This window comes from Winslowiella toletana, assembly GCF_032164335.1.
Lineage (GTDB): Bacteria > Pseudomonadota > Gammaproteobacteria > Enterobacterales > Enterobacteriaceae > Erwinia > Erwinia toletana_A.
Genome location: NZ_CP134152.1, coordinates 2501118 through 2517366, shown reverse-complemented (window position 1 = coordinate 2517366; position 16249 = coordinate 2501118). Strand labels below are relative to the sequence as shown.

Genomic DNA, 16249 nt, shown 5'->3' with positions numbered 1-16249 from the left:
CCGTCACGAGTAGTGATGTTTTTTGTTAATGCGTTGCAAAACTGCTGTTGATTAAGCAAAAAGTGACGCAGTTTGTCTCCCGGCACCTTTCTCTGATTGCCATGAAAACGTTGTCGCTGGCAATAACGTTATGTTATGCCGCACAGCGCTAACAAATTGGTAAAAAACTCGCTTCAGCGGGCATTTACCGCGCCAGCGATCCCTGGGCAGCAGCCGGAGGCCACGACGAAATTTTGTGATCGCAGTCATTACCATCCACTGAATTTTGCCAGTTTTGCCTGACGCCGGGCAGCCAGCATAAGGTTGAGCAGGGCCCCAACTCTTTAGACTCCTCCGTACTCAGTAAACCGTACGGTTGCTGATGGCCTCTGACTACGAAGGAATAATAATGGATAACGCAATCCTGCTCGGTATTATGTGGCACCTGGTCGGTGCAGCCAGCGCCGCGTGCTTTTATGCGCCGCTGAAGAAAGTCAAAAATTGGTCATGGGAAACAATGTGGTCGGTGGGGGGAATTATGTCATGGCTGATTCTGCCGTGGCTGGTCAGCGCCATCCTGCTGCCGCAGTTCTGGCAATACTATGCTTCATTCGATCTTGCGACCCTGATGCCGGTATTTCTGTTCGGCGCAATGTGGGGAATCGGCAATATCAATTACGGTCTGACAATGCGCTATCTCGGCATGTCGATGGGCATCGGTATTGCCATCGGTATTACGCTGGTGGTGGGCACACTGATGACGCCGCTGCTACAGGGGCGTTTTGTCGAACTGTTCAGCTCATCAGGTGGCCGCCTGACACTGTTGGGCGTGCTGGTGGCGCTGATCGGCGTCGCGGTAGTGGCGCGCGCAGGATTACTGAAAGAACGCGCGATGGGGATTCAGGCGGAAGAGTTTAATCTGCGAAAAGGGCTGGTACTGGCGGTAGTATGCGGTATTTTCTCAGCCGGTATGTCTTTTGCCATGGATGCAGCGAAGCCGATGCATGAAGCGGCGGCGGCTCTGGGTATCGATCCACTGTACGTAGCGCTGCCAAGCTATGTGGTCATAATGGGCGGCGGTGCGCTGGTTAATCTCGCCTACTGCTTTATTCGCCTGGCGACGAAACCAAATCTGTCGATTAAGGCGGATTTCTCGGTGGCTAAGCCGTTGTTAATTGCCAACGTGCTGTTTGCCTTACTCGGCGGCACCATGTGGTATCTGCAATTCTTCTTCTACGCCTGGGGCCATGCCAATATTCCGACGCAGTATGACTACATCAGCTGGATGCTGCATATGAGTTTCTATGTACTGTGCGGCGGTATTGTCGGGCTGGTGTTAAAAGAGTGGAAATCGGCAGGGCGCCGACCCGTGGGTGTGTTAAGTATTGGTTGCCTGGTCATTATTCTGGCAGCAAATATTGTTGGTTTAGGTATGGCGCAATAATACAGAAAGCTATTATTTGATATTGCCCTTTCGCTGAAGTAACAGAAAGGGCAATAATTTTTAGTTGCAACGGTTGATAATTTTGAGCTGAGATGCTGATTTTAGAATTACGCGTATCAGTATTTCAGTCAAACTCACTAAACCCATCACGCGGTTTTCATCGCCGCTTTTCCCGCCTGTTCAAATCGCTGACGCCATGCGCTGGGCGTCATACCGGTTTCGCGAGTAAATACTACCGAAAAATAGTTGCTGTCATCAAAGCCGCAGCGTGCCGCCACCTGACCGATCAGACAGTCGCTACAGCGCAGCAAATACTTTGCCCGACACAGCTGTAACTGGCGCACATAGTGACTGATGGTCATACCGGTTTGCTGTCGAAATAGCTGTTTCAGTGCCCGTTCAGACAGTTTGCTGTGCTGGCAAAATAGCGCCAGGTCGAAAGGCGTCTCACTGTCGGCCTGAATTGCCGCCATTAACAGATCCAGCTGTTCACCCTCCGGTTGTTCATAGGCACGGTCGACCGCATAACGATAGCGCCGCAGAATCAACGCCAGTTGCAAAAACAGCGCTTCGGTCAGCTGTAAAGAGAGCAGATCGCTTTTACGGCTCTCCTGTTCAAGCTGTGTAATGACATTGCGCGCCATTGCCATACCACGGGTGGTCAGCCGCCAGCATGCGGGATGATCAGGGTCATCCATTGGCAACAGTTGTGACCAGTCCAGCCCCAGCTTGAAACGCTCCGGACAGTAAATAATATTATCGAGCACCAGATCGTTTACCGACTCATAGCTGTGACAATCGCTGTCTTTAATATAAAAAATATCGCCACAGGTGACCGGCCACGGGCGATCATTGAGGATATGCAGGCCATTTCCACGCCAGACAATGACGATCTCATAAAACTCGTGGCGGTGCGGCGGAAACGACGGCTGCGGCGCGCGGTCAGCAACCGCCACCGGCATGGCATCCGAAGGAAAATAATCCGCTCTGGCCAGCACAAGGCTCATTCATCATCCTCTTACAGTGTTTGCTGCCGTTCGGCGCGCGGTGCACAACCAAACTCACGTTTAAATAGCGTCGAAAAGTGGTTACTGTCGCCGAAACCACATTGAAATGCGATATCGGTAATTCTTTGATCGCTGTGACGCAACAGATGGCGCGCCTGCAACAAACGCAGCCGGTTAAGATAGCGCTGCGGCGTACTGCCGGTTTGCTGTTTCATCTGACGGTGCAGGGTGCGCAGGGATAACGAAAAACTGTCTGCCAGCGCGTCCCAGTCAACATCATCACTGTAATGATCGTTAAGCCAGTCCAGCAAGCGACGCAGGCGACCGTCCTGATCGTCACTGTGTTGTTCGCGGCAGCCCTGACGTAACAGCATCAACAATTGCATAAAGCGCAGCTCCTGCTCTGCCTGCTGTTCCAGTGAAAACTCGGGCGGCAAGTGGCTCAACTGGTTGATTACCGCTTTAGCTTGTGCCATCAGCTTATTACCGATGCGCCAGTGCGACGGATATCGTCCGTCCTGCTCCTGCGGCAATAAATCGCGCAGCCCGGTTAGAAAACGAAAAGCATCAGGGCCGCGATATAACACATTGGTCAGATGCAGATTTTCTGTCTGTTCATACAGATGCCGGTCGTGATCGCGCACGAAGCAGATGCATCCGCCGCACAGTGTTTGTGGCTGACCGTTAAATACATGAATGCCAGAACCTTGCTCCACCAGTACGATTTCATGGAAGTCATGATGATGTTCAGGAAAAGCGCCCTGAGGCGCGCGCGGTTCAATGGCAACCGGAAATCCTCCGCTCGGAAAGAAATCAGCGCTGTGTAATACCGTCATGATTCGCCCTCTGTTAACAAACCTGTAACCGATACTAAATCAGCGCGGATTAACCTTACCTTGAATTTTGCACGGGGAAACTCGCTTAACGCGCTAATTTTTCGAGAATCATTGGGAAAAAATCAGAAATGCGTAATGCGTCACATCTGCCGCAGGCAGGGGGGAAAAACGAAACTGTGAGCTGATTCACGTTCACCTTTGCGCATTTGCCAGCGAGTTCGGGTTGCTGGCAATGTCAGCAAGGTGGCAAACGTGGCGAACTTTACACTGGTGGCACTGAATCACCAGGAAGTTAAATCCATGACCATTCGCAATATTGTAGCCATCGATCTTGGCGCCTCAAGTGGGCGAGTGATGCTGGGGCGTTATCAGTCGGAAGACGGCAACCTGACGCTGCGTGAAGTCAGCCGTTTTGCAAATCAGCGACTGATGGTGGAAGGCTACGATTGCTGGGATGTTGATGCGCTGGAAGCAGAAATTCGCTGCGGACTGGCACTGCTGGAGAGTGAAGGTATTGTACCGGATAGTATCGGGATCGATACCTGGGGCGTCGATCTGGTGCTGATCGATGCCGACGGTCAGCGAGTTGGCCTGCCGATCTCCTACCGCGACAAACGCACCCACGGCCTGATGGCTAAAGCTGAACGTGAGCTGGGGCGGCAGGCAATCTATCAGCGCACCGGTATTCAGTTTTTACCGTTTAACACGCTGTATCAGCTGCGTGCCTTTAGCGATGCGCACCCGGAGCTGGCTGAAGGTGTCGCCCATGCGTTACTGATGCCCGACTATCTGCATTATCGGCTGACCGGTCAGCTGAACTGGGAGTACACCAATGCGACCACCACGCAGTTACTGAATATCAACAGCGGCGGGTGGGATGAAACGTTGCTGCAGTGGGCTGGCGCGAAACCCGAGTGGTTTGGCACGCCGTCACAGCCTGGAAAACCACTCGGTGAGTGGAAAAATGCGCAGGGCAAAAAGGTGCCGGTGATTGCGGTAGCCAGCCACGATACTGCCAGTGCGATTCTCGCCACGCCATTAACGGATGATGACAGCGCTTATCTCAGCTCCGGCACCTGGTCATTAATGGGTTTTGAGAGCCATCAGCCGCTGACCGGCGGCAGCGCGTTGCGGGCCAATATCACCAATGAGGGCGGGGCTGAAGGCCGCTATCGGGTGCTGAAAAATATTATGGGACTGTGGCTGTTACAGCGGGTTTGTGACGAGTTGCAGATTGCCGATCTCTGCCAGCTGATTCACGAGGCATCCCAGCTGCCTGCCTGCAAATTCGTCATCAATCCTAATGATGAGCGCTTTATCAATCCCGCCAGCATGGTGCGCGAAATTCAGGATGCCTGCGCCGGACAGTCGATGGCTATTCCGCAAACCGACTGCGAACTGGCGCGCTGCATATTTGACAGTCTGGCGCTGCTGTATCGCCAGGTGATTGATGAGCTGGCGCAGTTGCGCGGTAAAAACTTCAGCCAGCTGCACATCGTCGGCGGCGGCAGTCAAAACCATTTTCTAAATCAGCTGTGCGCCAATGCCTGCAATCTGCCGGTCAGCGCCGGTCCGATCGAGGCCTCGACGCTGGGAAATATCGGCTGTCAGCTGATTGCGCTCGGCGAAGTGACGGATATCCGCCAGTTCCGTCAGCAGGTGGCTCAAAACTTCCCGCAGCACAAGCTTAAACCCTATCACGAGAGCGCTTTCACGGCCTGCTGGCCGCGTTTTCAGGCGCTCAGTCAACCTACGAAGGAGCTTTGCCTATGACCCGGTTAATCGAACAGGCTTTCGAACTGGCGAAACAGCGTTTTTCAGCCATCGGCGTGGATGTCGATGCCGCGATGGCGCAACTGGATCAACTGCCAGTCTCAATGCACTGCTGGCAGGGCGATGATGTACGCGGCTTTGAAAACCCGCAGGGTGGATTGACCGGCGGTATTCAGGCCACCGGTAATTATCCGGGCAAGGCGCGCAGTGCAACAGAACTTCGTGCCGATCTTGATCTGGCGATGGCACTGATTCCGGGACCAAAACGTCTGAATCTGCACGCCATCTATCTGGAGAGCGATCGGCCGGTTGAGCGCAATGCCATCGAGCCGCAGCATTTCGCTAACTGGGTGGAGTGGGCGAAGCGCAACAAGTTGGGACTGGATTTTAACCCGACCTGTTTTTCGCATCCGCTGAGTGCTGACGGCTTTACGCTGGCACACAGTAATGCGGAAATTCGTCAGTTCTGGATTGATCACTGTAAGGCCAGTCGTAAGATCTCGGCGTATTTTGGTGAGCAGCTCGGCACACCATCGGTCATGAACATCTGGGTGCCGGACGGCATGAAGGATCTGACCATAGATCGTCTGGCTCCGCGTCAGCGCCTGATGAACTCGCTGGATGAGATCATCAAAGAGAAACTCAATCCTGAGCACCATATCGATGCGGTAGAGAGCAAGCTGTTTGGCATTGGTGCGGAAAGCTACACCGTGGGTTCCAATGAGTTCTGCCTCGGTTATGCCGCCAGCCGCCAGACGGCACTGACGCTGGATGCCGGGCATTTTCATCCAACCGAAGTGATTTCCGACAAGATTTCCACCGCCATGCTGTATGTGCCGCGCCTGCTGCTGCACGTCAGCCGTCCGGTGCGCTGGGACAGTGACCACGTGGTGCTGCTGGATGATGAAACGCAGGCGATTGCCAGTGAAATTGTGCGTCAGCGGCTGTTCGATAAAGTCCATATCGGGCTGGATTTCTTCGATGCCTCAATTAACCGCATTGCCGCCTGGGTAATTGGCACGCGCAATGCCAAAAAAGCCTTACTGCGCGCCTTGCTGGAGCCGGTGCAACAGCTGCGTGAACGGGAGCTGGCGGGGGATTACACCGCACGCCTGGCACTGTTGGAAGAGCAAAAATCACTGCCGTGGCAAGCAGTCTGGGAAAGTTACTGTTTACGCCATGATGTACCTGCGGATGCCAGCTGGCTGGGCGATGTGCGCAATTACGAACAACAAATACTCAGTCAACGCTAAGGATCTATTATGCAAAGCATTCTTTCTTCATGGTTTGTACAGGGAATGGTGAAGGCCACCAGTGATATGTGGCTGAAAGGCTGGGACGAACGTAACGGTGGTAATATCAGCCTGCGCCTGCTGGACGAGGAGGTTAAACCGTTTGCCGCCGATTTCTGTGCTGAACCGCGCCATCTTGAACTGAGCCAGCCGGCACCGGCGCTGGCTAACTGCTGGTTCCTCGTTACCGGTTCCGGTAAGTTTTTTCGTAATGTGCAGCTTGATCCTGCCGACAGCCTGGTACTGTTGCAGGTCAGCGAGGATGGATTATCGTTCCGCATTCATTGGGGGCTGGTTAATGGCGGGGTGCCAACCTCAGAACTGGCTTCGCATTTTCAGTCTCATTCGGTGCGAAAACAGCTGACCAACGGTAGCGACCGGGTGATTATGCACTGTCACGCCACCAACTTTATCGCGTTGAGCTATGTGCTGGAACTGGATGCTGCCAGCTTTACCCGACAGTTATGGGAAGGCAGCACCGAGTGTCTGGTGGTGTTCCCTGATGGTGTTGGTATCGTGCCGTGGATGGTGCCGGGAACGGACGGAATTGGGGCAAAAACCGCTGAACAGATGAAATCACACAGCCTGGTATTATGGCCATTCCACGGTATCTTTGGTGCCGGGCCGACGCTGGATGAGACATTCGGCCTGATTGATACTGCTGAAAAATCCTCAGAAGTATTGGTAAAAGTCATCTCAATGGGCGGCATGAAACAGACCATCAGCACCGATGAACTGGTGGCGCTCGGTGAGCGTTTTGGCGTGCATCCGTGGGCGGCGGCACTGAATGTCGGTAAGCGCAATGTTGCGTAAAGCCTTTGTGATGCAGGTGTATCCGGATGCTCATGCAGCATACCAGCAGCGGCATACGCCGATTTGGCCTGAACTCGAACAGACGCTGAAGCAGCACGGTGCGCATAATTACAGCATTTTTCTCGATGCAGAGCGTAATCTGCTGTTTGCTTATGTCGAAATTGAGTCACAGGCACGTTGGGATGACGTGGCGCAAACTGAAGTTTGTCAGCGCTGGTGGCGATCGATGCGGGAGCTGATGCCATCAAATGCGGATAACAGCCCGGTGAGCGAAGCGTTAAGCGAAGTGTTTTATCTGGCGTAGTAAAGAGTGCCATGACGGGCAGTCTGCCAGCCGTCATGGCACTCAACACCGCCACTAATCAGGCTGGCAAAGCGGTGTGAAGTTGCTCTTAATCAGCGACGGCAACCGTTCTGCAATCTTATGCAGGCATTACCAGCGTTGGCCATAACCGCATCACGGTATCGATAATCCCTTCCAGTTCTTCACGCGAGGCGCCTTCGCGGGCGCGCACTGACATCCCTTGCAGCACGCAGGAGAGATATTTCGCCATCGCATCGGTATCGCAGGTGCGGGCTATTTCGCCTTGCTGCTGGCGCTGTTGCAGGAACTCAAATAGCGTCGCCTCTTGTGAGTTATGGCGCGTGCGCAGCATTTCTGCCACCTCAGAAGATGCCGCAGAGAGCGCGGTAGAAGTGCAGATAAAAAAGCAGCCGGCCGGCTTTTCCCGATCGGTAAAACAGGCGGCAGTCGAGCGGAAATAGTTTTCGATACCCTGAGCCACCGTGCGATCGGGGCAGGCGAGTGCCGCTTTACGCTGTTGGGCAAACTTCTCGATATAACGGTCCATTGCCGCACGAAACAATCCTTCTTTATTCTCAAATTCGGCATACAGCGTTGGCGCTTTGGCGCCGGTGGCGGCCACCAGATCGGACAGTGATGTGGCTTCATAACCGTGCGCCCAGAACAGCTCAAGCGCTTTGTCCAGCGCCGTTTCACGGTCAAAAAGTTTCGGCCTGCCGCGACCTTTCTTCACACCGACGCCCTGATGAACTGGCATATGTCCTCACTTAACATTCGCTAACCCTGCAATTAAATTACCGATCATTAAATAATTATGCAAGTGCGGCGGAGTGTCATCGTGTCACCGCGGTCTACTGCACGCAATATGCCGCGACATTAAAAATTTAATGTCATAAATATCAATCATATGATTATTAAATTAACGATCATTATAAAATTAGTTTGACGACCGGCAGGGCGAAGGTTTAGCATTTAGTTATCGATCGTTAACTAAATAACGATAACCATACTACTTCACCAGATTGAGAGAGAAGATAATGAAAAACGTTAAAATTGCCCTGATTGCCGTCAGCTTGTCCACACTGTCATTTGCTGGTTTTGCAGCAGACCAGATTAATTTTACGCCGGTCGATCAACAGAAAATCGGGGTGGTTAGTGCGAGTGGCAGTTCGGATCTGAGCTCACTTGAGAGCCAGTTAGCAGAGAAAGCGGAAGCCGCAGGTGCAAAGTCGTTCCGCATCACTTCGACCTCTGGTCAGAACAAGTTGCATGGCACCGCGGTAATTTATAACTAATTGGTTATCGCGCAGCACGAGGGCTTCGCCAGTCAACAATGACTGACGAAGCCTTTTCTGCTTTAGCCGTTGCTGCGCAGCTGAGGATAACGGCGGAAGATAAACAGACACCAGAGCAGGGCAATAAGACCGAGTATTGCACCGGCGTTGCCGACATCTGCCATCTCCAGATGGGTACTGACCTGGTTACCCAACAGCGCGCCAGCGCCGATCCCGATATTATAAATCCCGGAAAACAGTGACATCGCCACATCGGTGGCATCCGGTGCCAGCGAAAGTACGCGTACCTGCATCGCCAGACCAATCATCATCATCGCCATTCCCCAGACAATGCACAGCACGGAAATTGCCTGCGGATGAATGGCAGCAAACAGCAGCAAGCCCATGCAAAGCGTGATCAGACTAATGGCGCTGATCAGCAAGCTTGAAGGGAATTTATTGCCAAATACGCTGAAAATAATGCTGCCTAAAATGCCTGCCGCACCAAAAATCAGCAGCAAGAAGGTGGTAAAGTTCTCACCCATCGATGCCACGCTCTGCATAAACGGCTCAATATAGCTGTAAGCGGTGTAGTGCGCAGTCACCACCAGCGTGGTCAGCAGATACAGGCCAACCAGTGCCGGGCGTTTAAACAGCACCGGTACACTGCTCAGCGAGCCGGTATGTTCGCTTGGCAGTTTAGGCAACAGTTTTGCCAGCATCAGCAGCAACACCAGCGCCGAAGCGGCAATCATGCCGAAGGTCATCCGCCAGCCGAGGTACTGACCAATAATGCGACCGATCGGCACCCCCAGTACCATTGCCAGCGCAGTGCCGGTAGCCAGCATGCTCAGCGCCTGGGTTTTTTTGCCGGCAGGCGCGACGCGGATCGCCAGCGATGCGGTAATTGACCAGAAAATGGCGTGTGACAGTGCGATGCCGATACGTGAAGCCACCAGCGACCAGAAATCCCATGCCAGTACTGACATCACATGACTGATAACAAACAGGGCAATAATCGACATCAGCAATAAGCGGCGTTCCACCTTGCGGGTTGCCAGCATCAGCGGCAGCGACATAAGCGCCACCACCCAGGCATAGATGGTCAACATAATGCCGACGTCAGGGGTTTTCATTGAGAAGCTGCTGGCGATATCGGACAGTAAACCTACCGGCACAAACTCGGTAGTATTGAAGATAAACGCCGCGACAGAGAGCAGAACGACGCGCAGCCAGGCGGTTTTACGTGAAACTGTGGTTGATTGCATGGAGTTAACAGAATAGTAAGGGAAAGATTATTTCGGCTCAGCGAAATCCACAGGGGCGAAAAAAGTGACACCCATCACATTTAGACCGGTATTGTGTTTTATTTATGCGATGAGATAAACCGAAATATCAACAAAACCGATATTTTTTTTATCCTCTTTAACAACTCGTCAACCGGGCCAGAACGTCGGTTTCTGGCGCGCTTTACGACCGCAGTATTTAAGATATCCGGCGCTGGAACGCTGGAAAAACCCTCCGCATGAGGTTTATTATCTGTGTTCCTTTCAGCTTAATCCCCTGACAAACTTGGATAAATGGAATGACCGCCTGTGAATAACAACCCCGAAAAGCTGAGCCCCATCAGCATTGTGCTGCTGGGGCTGGTGCAAATCCTGTCGTGGGGTGGCTCGTTTTATATTATGGCGGTGCTGGCTGCACCGGTCGTGCAAGAGACAGGCTGGTCGCAGCAGTGGGTATATGGCGCACTGTCGCTGGGTATTCTGGTGTCAGGATTGCTGGCGCCGCTCAGCGGCAGAATTATTTCGCGCTACGGCGGCCGCAGTATGCTGGCCAGCAGTGGGCTGGTGATGGCGGCCGGGCTGGTGATTATCGGGCTATCACATGCACTCTGGCTATTTTTACTGGCCTGGGTGCTGGTCGGTGTTGGCATGGCGATGGGATTATATGACGCGCTGTTTGCCACATTGGGTACGCTGTACGGCGGCTTTGCCCGCAGTGCGATTACCGGCATCACGTTAATCTCCGGATTTTGTACCACGCTGGTGTGGCCGGGCACCGCGCTGCTGATTGAGTGGCTCGGCTGGCGCGATGCCTGCCTGGCGTATGCTGCGATCCTGGCGCTGACGGTATGGCCAATGTACTACTGGTCACTGCCTGCCAGCGCATCACTACCCAAGCAAAACCGGACAAAAACCAGCGGGCAGAACGCGATTGAACCGTATCTGTTCTGGCTGCTTTGTGCCATTTTTACTCTTGCGTCGGTGATTATGACGGCAATTTCCGTGCAGCTGATTACGCTGCTACAGGCCAGCGGCTACTCGCTGGCCGCTGCGCTGGCGGTCAGTGCCATTCTTGGGCCTTGCCAGGTGGCCTCACGACTGGTTGATGTCGCTTTTAAGCGTGGTCATCCCATCTGGACCACCTTTTTCTCGACCGGATTAGTCGCACTGGGGCTACTGACGCTGGCGCTGTTTCCGCATTTTGCGCTGTTAAGTATGCTGCTTTACGGGGCGGGAAACGGGCTGCGCGCCATTGTGCGCGGGACTTTGCCATTGGCGATGGTCAAACCGGAAGAGTATGCGCGGGTGGTTGGCCGCATGGCGCGTCCGGCATTGATTGGTCAGGCGATGACGCCGCTGGTCTGTGGCTATGTTTATCAGGCGATGGGGGCGCAGGCGACTATCTGGTTATTATGCGCACTGGCGCTGATTAATCTGCTGCTGGTGTGTATGCTCAAGCGCGCGTTGCCGATGCATCGCGCGCCCGTAACAGACAAACCGGCGGTGTGATTCGCGCGGTTGCCAGAGGGTGAGTTAAGACTTTAACTCACCATATTTATACGAAGCAGTGACGCCGCCATCAATCAAGATATCGCTTCCGCTGATATAAGTACCATTAGGTCCAAAAAGAAACTCAGCTAGCGCTGCGATTTCATCCGGCGTTCCGCCGCGGCCAGCGGGGGATTTAGCCAGCATATTGCGGTAAAAATCGCCACGTTCGGCACTGTTCAGTTCATCATAGGCCAGCGGAGTAAAAACAATACCGGCGCTGATACAGTTTATCCTGGCACCGCGTTTACCCCATTTTACCGCCTCTGACATCACGCGTAATGCATTGCCACGTTTCGAAAGCTGGTAGGCATACAGGCTGTCATTTACCGCCTGAACCAGTGGCAGCTCAAGCATCTCTTCAGGTGACAGGGTTGCCAGCGCATCAGCTTGTTGCTGTGAAAAAGCATCGACATCCAGGCGATGGCTGGATTGCGAGCCGATGACAACCCCGGATCCGCCGTGGCCAATCACCTTACCAAACTCTTCAAATACGACCGCGGTACCGTATAAGTCGACGTTAATGATGTCCTGCGCTTTGGCCTGAGAAGGTGACAGCCCGGCGGTATGTATCACACCTTTTACTTCGCCGATACCACAGGCATTCTTTACCAAATTCTGCACAGACTCTCGCGAACTGACATCAACTACGGTGGTGCTCACCTCGAATCCCGCGCGTGATAAAGTATGTTTAACCGCTTCGGCATTTTCGGCTTTAATATCAGCTAATAATATATGCTTGCCAACACTCACGCGGCGGGCAATAGCCTGGGCAATTGAACCACTTCCAATAACGACAATAACTTCTTTCATAACTATCTCCTGGGTGCTTGTCCAGCGGTTAATAAGAGCTTCAGAGCCTGCTGGCTGATAGCTGTTTAACTTCCTGCTGCGATAATTATCCCTCGGGGATAATGTTTAGTATATGAACTGTTTTTGCTTTCAGAATTCTTGTTTTATGTATAATGGATCACGTTTTGGATGCGCTCCGGGCAATCACGATGTTGGATAAACTTGAAGCACTAAAAATTTTCTGTACTGCTGCTGAGACACTGAAATTCAGAGAAACCGCCACCCGGTTGGGCATCGCGCCACAGTTAGTCACGCGAGGCGTTGCGGAACTTGAAAAGCAGCTTGGCGAAATGCTATTTATCCGTAACACCCGACAAATGACGCTGACGCCTTTCGGTCAGCGTTTCTGGCCAAAAGCGGAAGCGCTACTGGCGGACAGCGAGTCTCTTTTTGCCGAGGGCAAAAGCGATCATTCCCGCGATCTGTCGGGTAACGTACGCATTACTTTGCCGCCGCTGTTTGAAAACCAGGATATCCTGCGCCGCTTGCTGCGAAATCTGGAAGATTATCCTCAGCTCACGATTGAATGGCTGCCAACTGACGCTCACCTCAATATTATTGACGATCAGATTGATATCGGAATACGCATCGGTACCGTTCCGGATAACCGTTTCATTGTGAAAACCATACGCCCGGTTGGCGTAAATATCGTTGCTGCACCGGACCTGATTGTTCGTCATGGGTTACCTGTCACTCTGCAAGATTTGCGGCATAACTATCCGCTCAGCGCGCTGAAAAACAGTAACTCCGGACGGCTCTGGCCGTGGCAGTTTGCCGATGGCAGCAGCTTTTTTCCTGTTCAACCCTCATTTGTTGCCGCCGATATTGCCAGCGAACTGTCCGCCGCGCTGGCGGGCAGAACTTACAGCCAGCTGCCGGATATTAAGGTGCGCCCGTATTTGCAGCGTGGTGAACTGGTCAATGTTTTGCCAGAATTTAACTTTCAACCCTGGCAGTTATATCTTTTCCGCCCGCACCAGCCGCTGATTCCTGCGCGAATCCGTTTGGTGTTCGATCTGCTGGCTCAGATCCTCAAAGATCTGTTTCCTCAGGAAAAAATATCCTGATGTTAATACGCCAGGCGACGGAGTGATCCGCGGGGTAGCATACCGCCGCCGCATCAGTGCTTACTCAGACATTGACAGCAGGCCATCATCCAGGCGATTGCCCTGGATGTGGATGCCGGCAAGCAGCACATCCATTTCAGCCAAATCGCGGCTGTTTAGATCTAAATCGATGGCTTTCAGGTTGTCATCAATGTAGGCCACCTTGTCCATGCCGGGGATGGGAACAATCCATGGCTTGCGGGCCAGCAGCCAGGCCAGCGCTATCTGAACCGGCGTTGCCTGTTTACTTGCCGCGACATCACGCAGCATCTCAATCAGAGGCATATTGGCTTTGATGGCTTCGGCAGTAAATCGCGGGAAACTCGCCCGCAGATCGGTGGCATTGTCGAATGTCGTACTGGAGTCAATGGTGCCGGTCAGAAATCCTGTACCCAACGGGCCCCACGGAACAAAACCAATTCCAAGCTCTTCACAAACCGGCAGCACTTCGGCCTCAGGTTCACGCGTCCAGAGTGAATACTGGTTCTGAACGGCAGTGACCGGGTGAATCGCGTGAGCACGACGAAGGGTTGCTGCCCCGGCTTCAGACAAACCATAGTGACGAATTTTGCCTTCCTGGATCAGATCTTTAAGCGTACCGGCTACATCTTCAATCGGTATATTCGGGTCTACACGATGCTGATAAAACAGATCGATATAGTCGGTTTTCAGGCGCTTGAGTGAGGCTTCCGCCACTGCGCGAATATTTTCAGGGCGGCTATCAACACCGGTGGTAACGCCATCTTCCAGTTTGAAACCAAACTTGGTCGCAATCACTACTTTATCGCGTGTTGACTGAAACGCTTTTCCGACCAATTTTTCATTGGTATAAGGGCCGTAAGCCTCAGCGGTATCGAAGAAATTAATGCCGCGATCCCTCGCCGCATGCAGCACGTTTACACCTGTTGACTCATCCACTGCGTGGCCGGTGCCAAAACTTAAATTCATCGCGCCCATACCGAGGGCGGAAACGGTGAGTCCACTCCGGCCTAATTGACGATATTTCATATTTGGGTCCTCAACAGGGTTATCAGCGGCGGGCAATGCCCAGGCTTTCACGTAAATAGAGATCAGGGCTGGTGACCAGACGATTAATCAGGTCAGCAATGCTTAACCGGGATACGCTGCTGCCGCGAAAAACGTCGCCCTTATGGGTTAGTGCATAATCCACTTCACTGCTGTTGGTAAACCAGGCCGGGCGAATCAAGGTGTAATCGAGGCCGGAATCTTCGATAACGGCGGCAGATTCGCGATAAGGTTTGAGAATATCGCCATGGCTTTTTCCCGGAACTTCGTCATAAATGCCCATCGAGCTGATAAAGATCAGCCGTTTGACGCCGGTTGCTTGCATTGCCTGCACCACACTGTGCGCCTGTTTCTTTAATTCGCCTGCCAGATTGGCATACACGATATCCTGACCGGCCATAGCGTCTTCCAGACTGCGGGTATCCAGCACATCACCTTCAATAATCCTGACGCGCGAAGAGTGCTGCGGAGTCAGACGGTTGGCCTGGCGTAAATAGAGCGTCAATCGGGCGTCGCTGTTATCTAATAAATAACGCGTTGCGACACGCGCAAGGGAACCCGCGGCACCCAGAATTAAGACTTTTGTCATCACTGTGACCTCATCAATCAACATGACGACAGTGTAGAAAAGCCTATTGTGTTTGTATGTGGATTTATTATGCTTTCACTATTCATGATTCAGGAATAATGGCAAAAATAGTCTGACAGGATGTTGGGACTGCGCTGGCCGAATTATTCAGCCAGCGTAACGCTTTAATCCCGATAACGTAATGCTTCGGTCAGCGCCCGGAAAGCGGGAGAGGAGTGATGCCGGTTCGGGTAATAAAGATAAAAACCGTCCCAGTAGGGCGACCATTTTTCCAGAACCCTGACCAGTTCCCCTTTTTCTAAGTAAGGCTGCGCGATTTCTTCCGGGACATAAGCCAGTCCGTGCCCGGCAAGCGCTGCATCCAGAACATAGAAGATATTGTTGAAGGTAAGCTGGCCATCAACGCGGATTTTAATCTCTCTGCCGGCTTCCTCAAATTCCCAGGTGTAAAGCCCGCCGGAAGTAGGGAAGCGGTAATTGATGCAGGTATGACTGATTAAGTCCTGGGGTTCCTGCGGTTGAGAATGCTTCTCAAAGTAGGAAACCGAGCCCACGACGGCAAAGCGAAAATCAGCACTGATGCGCGCGGAAATCATATCTTTGGCAAGCTGTTCTCCCATGCGCACACCGGCGTCATACCGCTCTGTAACAATATCGGAAAGTCCGTTATCCAGCATTACCTCCACCTTGATGTCAGGATAAGTGGAGATAAAATCCTGTAACTTTGGCCAGAGCACACAACTGATGGCGTAATCCGGTGCATTAATCCGGATTGTTCCTGAGGGTGTATCTTTCAGTTCATTAAGCGCATCAAGCTGGATCTCAATTTCATCAAAGTGGGGGCCAATACCCAACAGCAGTTTTTCGCCCGCCTCTGTCGGTGATACGGCACGAGTTGTACGTGTGAGCAGCCTTACGCCAAGCCTTTTTTCGAGATTACGAATGGTATGACTCAGGGCCGACTGAGAAATACCAATCTTAGACGCTGCCTTGGTAAAACTGCGTTCTCGGGCTACCGCCAGAAACGCCAGCAGGTCATTAATATTGTCACGAACCATGGATATTGCCCTCTGCGCATACCATTACCGATTAAAAACGAAAGCAGAACCTTTAAGCAGTA

At 52.7% G+C, this 16249-nt stretch carries 16 protein-coding genes; 8 read left to right on the top strand and 8 right to left on the bottom strand.

Translation table 11 applies throughout. From position 1 onward, the window contains the following. The first annotated feature begins 388 nt into the window (after positions 1-388). Positions 389-1423 carry an L-rhamnose/proton symporter RhaT gene (gene rhaT / locus RIN69_RS11825; protein WP_313852027.1) on the top strand — a complete coding sequence of 345 codons (1035 nt, stop codon included), beginning with the start codon at positions 389-391 and terminating at the stop codon, positions 1421-1423. 146 nt (positions 1424-1569) lie between these two features. Here the strand turns inward: rhaT and rhaR are convergent, their stop codons facing one another. Beyond that, entirely contained in the window at positions 1570-2430 is an 861-nt protein-coding gene (gene rhaR, locus RIN69_RS11820) for an HTH-type transcriptional activator RhaR (protein WP_313852026.1), read from the bottom strand. 11 nt (positions 2431-2441) lie between these two features. Then, positions 2442-3266: an HTH-type transcriptional activator RhaS gene (rhaS, locus tag RIN69_RS11815; RefSeq protein ID WP_313852025.1), complete on the bottom strand. Its 825-nt coding sequence runs from the start codon at positions 3264-3266 to the stop codon at positions 2442-2444. Between the two features lie 300 nt (positions 3267-3566). Between rhaS and rhaB the strand changes: the two genes are divergently transcribed. Genes rhaB through rhaM form a run of 4 tightly spaced genes read left to right on the top strand, consistent with a single transcriptional unit; the run spans position 3567 to position 7448 of the window. After that, on the top strand, positions 3567-5039 hold the full coding sequence (rhaB, locus tag RIN69_RS11810) for a rhamnulokinase (RefSeq protein WP_313857721.1): 1473 nt from the start codon (positions 3567-3569) through the stop codon (positions 5037-5039). Next, positions 5036-6292 carry an L-rhamnose isomerase gene (locus RIN69_RS11805; protein ID WP_313852024.1) on the top strand — a complete coding sequence of 419 codons (1257 nt, stop codon included), beginning with the start codon at positions 5036-5038 and terminating at the stop codon, positions 6290-6292. Before rhaB ends, RIN69_RS11805 begins: the two co-directional genes overlap by 4 nt. A gap of 9 nt (positions 6293-6301) precedes the next feature. Continuing rightward, a complete protein-coding gene (rhaD, locus tag RIN69_RS11800; protein ID WP_313852023.1) occupies positions 6302-7144 on the top strand; it encodes a rhamnulose-1-phosphate aldolase in 843 nt (280 codons plus the stop codon). Then, positions 7134-7448: an L-rhamnose mutarotase gene (rhaM, locus tag RIN69_RS11795; RefSeq protein ID WP_313857720.1), complete on the top strand. Its 315-nt coding sequence runs from the start codon at positions 7134-7136 to the stop codon at positions 7446-7448. The genes rhaD and rhaM overlap by 11 nt, the downstream gene beginning before the upstream one ends. A 118-nt stretch (positions 7449-7566) precedes the next feature. Here rhaM and RIN69_RS11790 read toward each other — a convergent pair whose 3' ends face one another. Further along, positions 7567-8205, bottom strand: coding sequence for a TetR/AcrR family transcriptional regulator (locus RIN69_RS11790; protein WP_313852022.1), 639 nt, complete (start codon positions 8203-8205; stop codon positions 7567-7569). Positions 8206-8485: 280 nt separating this feature from the next. Here RIN69_RS11790 and bhsA point away from each other — a divergent pair, with 280 nt between their 5' ends. Then, positions 8486-8743, top strand: coding sequence for a multiple stress resistance protein BhsA (gene bhsA / locus RIN69_RS11785; RefSeq protein WP_313852021.1), 258 nt, complete (start codon positions 8486-8488; stop codon positions 8741-8743). A 62-nt stretch (positions 8744-8805) separates the two neighbouring features. Here bhsA and RIN69_RS11780 read toward each other — a convergent pair whose 3' ends face one another. Beyond that, entirely contained in the window at positions 8806-9990 is a 1185-nt protein-coding gene (locus RIN69_RS11780) for a sugar transporter (RefSeq protein ID WP_313852020.1), read from the bottom strand. A 327-nt stretch (positions 9991-10317) separates the two neighbouring features. Between RIN69_RS11780 and RIN69_RS11775 the strand changes: the two genes are divergently transcribed. Continuing rightward, positions 10318-11517: an MFS transporter gene (locus RIN69_RS11775; protein WP_313852019.1), complete on the top strand. Its 1200-nt coding sequence runs from the start codon at positions 10318-10320 to the stop codon at positions 11515-11517. 24 nt (positions 11518-11541) lie between these two features. On the opposite strand, the gene RIN69_RS11770 is transcribed toward RIN69_RS11775, so the two are convergent. Further along, on the bottom strand, positions 11542-12369 hold the full coding sequence (locus RIN69_RS11770; RefSeq protein WP_313852018.1) for an SDR family oxidoreductase: 828 nt from the start codon (positions 12367-12369) through the stop codon (positions 11542-11544). 188 nt (positions 12370-12557) lie between these two features. Between RIN69_RS11770 and RIN69_RS11765 the strand changes: the two genes are divergently transcribed. Further along, positions 12558-13475: a LysR family transcriptional regulator gene (locus RIN69_RS11765; protein WP_313852017.1), complete on the top strand. Its 918-nt coding sequence runs from the start codon at positions 12558-12560 to the stop codon at positions 13473-13475. 60 nt (positions 13476-13535) lie between these two features. Here RIN69_RS11765 and RIN69_RS11760 read toward each other — a convergent pair whose 3' ends face one another. From RIN69_RS11760 to RIN69_RS11750, 3 genes are all read right to left on the bottom strand, one after another. Continuing rightward, positions 13536-14522: an aldo/keto reductase gene (locus RIN69_RS11760; protein ID WP_313852016.1), complete on the bottom strand. Its 987-nt coding sequence runs from the start codon at positions 14520-14522 to the stop codon at positions 13536-13538. Positions 14523-14544: 22 nt separating this feature from the next. Beyond that, on the bottom strand, positions 14545-15129 hold the full coding sequence (locus RIN69_RS11755) for an NAD(P)H-binding protein (protein ID WP_313852015.1): 585 nt from the start codon (positions 15127-15129) through the stop codon (positions 14545-14547). 164 nt (positions 15130-15293) lie between these two features. After that, on the bottom strand, positions 15294-16187 hold the full coding sequence (locus tag RIN69_RS11750; RefSeq protein ID WP_313852014.1) for a LysR family transcriptional regulator: 894 nt from the start codon (positions 16185-16187) through the stop codon (positions 15294-15296). Positions 16188-16249: the final 62 nt, after the last annotated feature.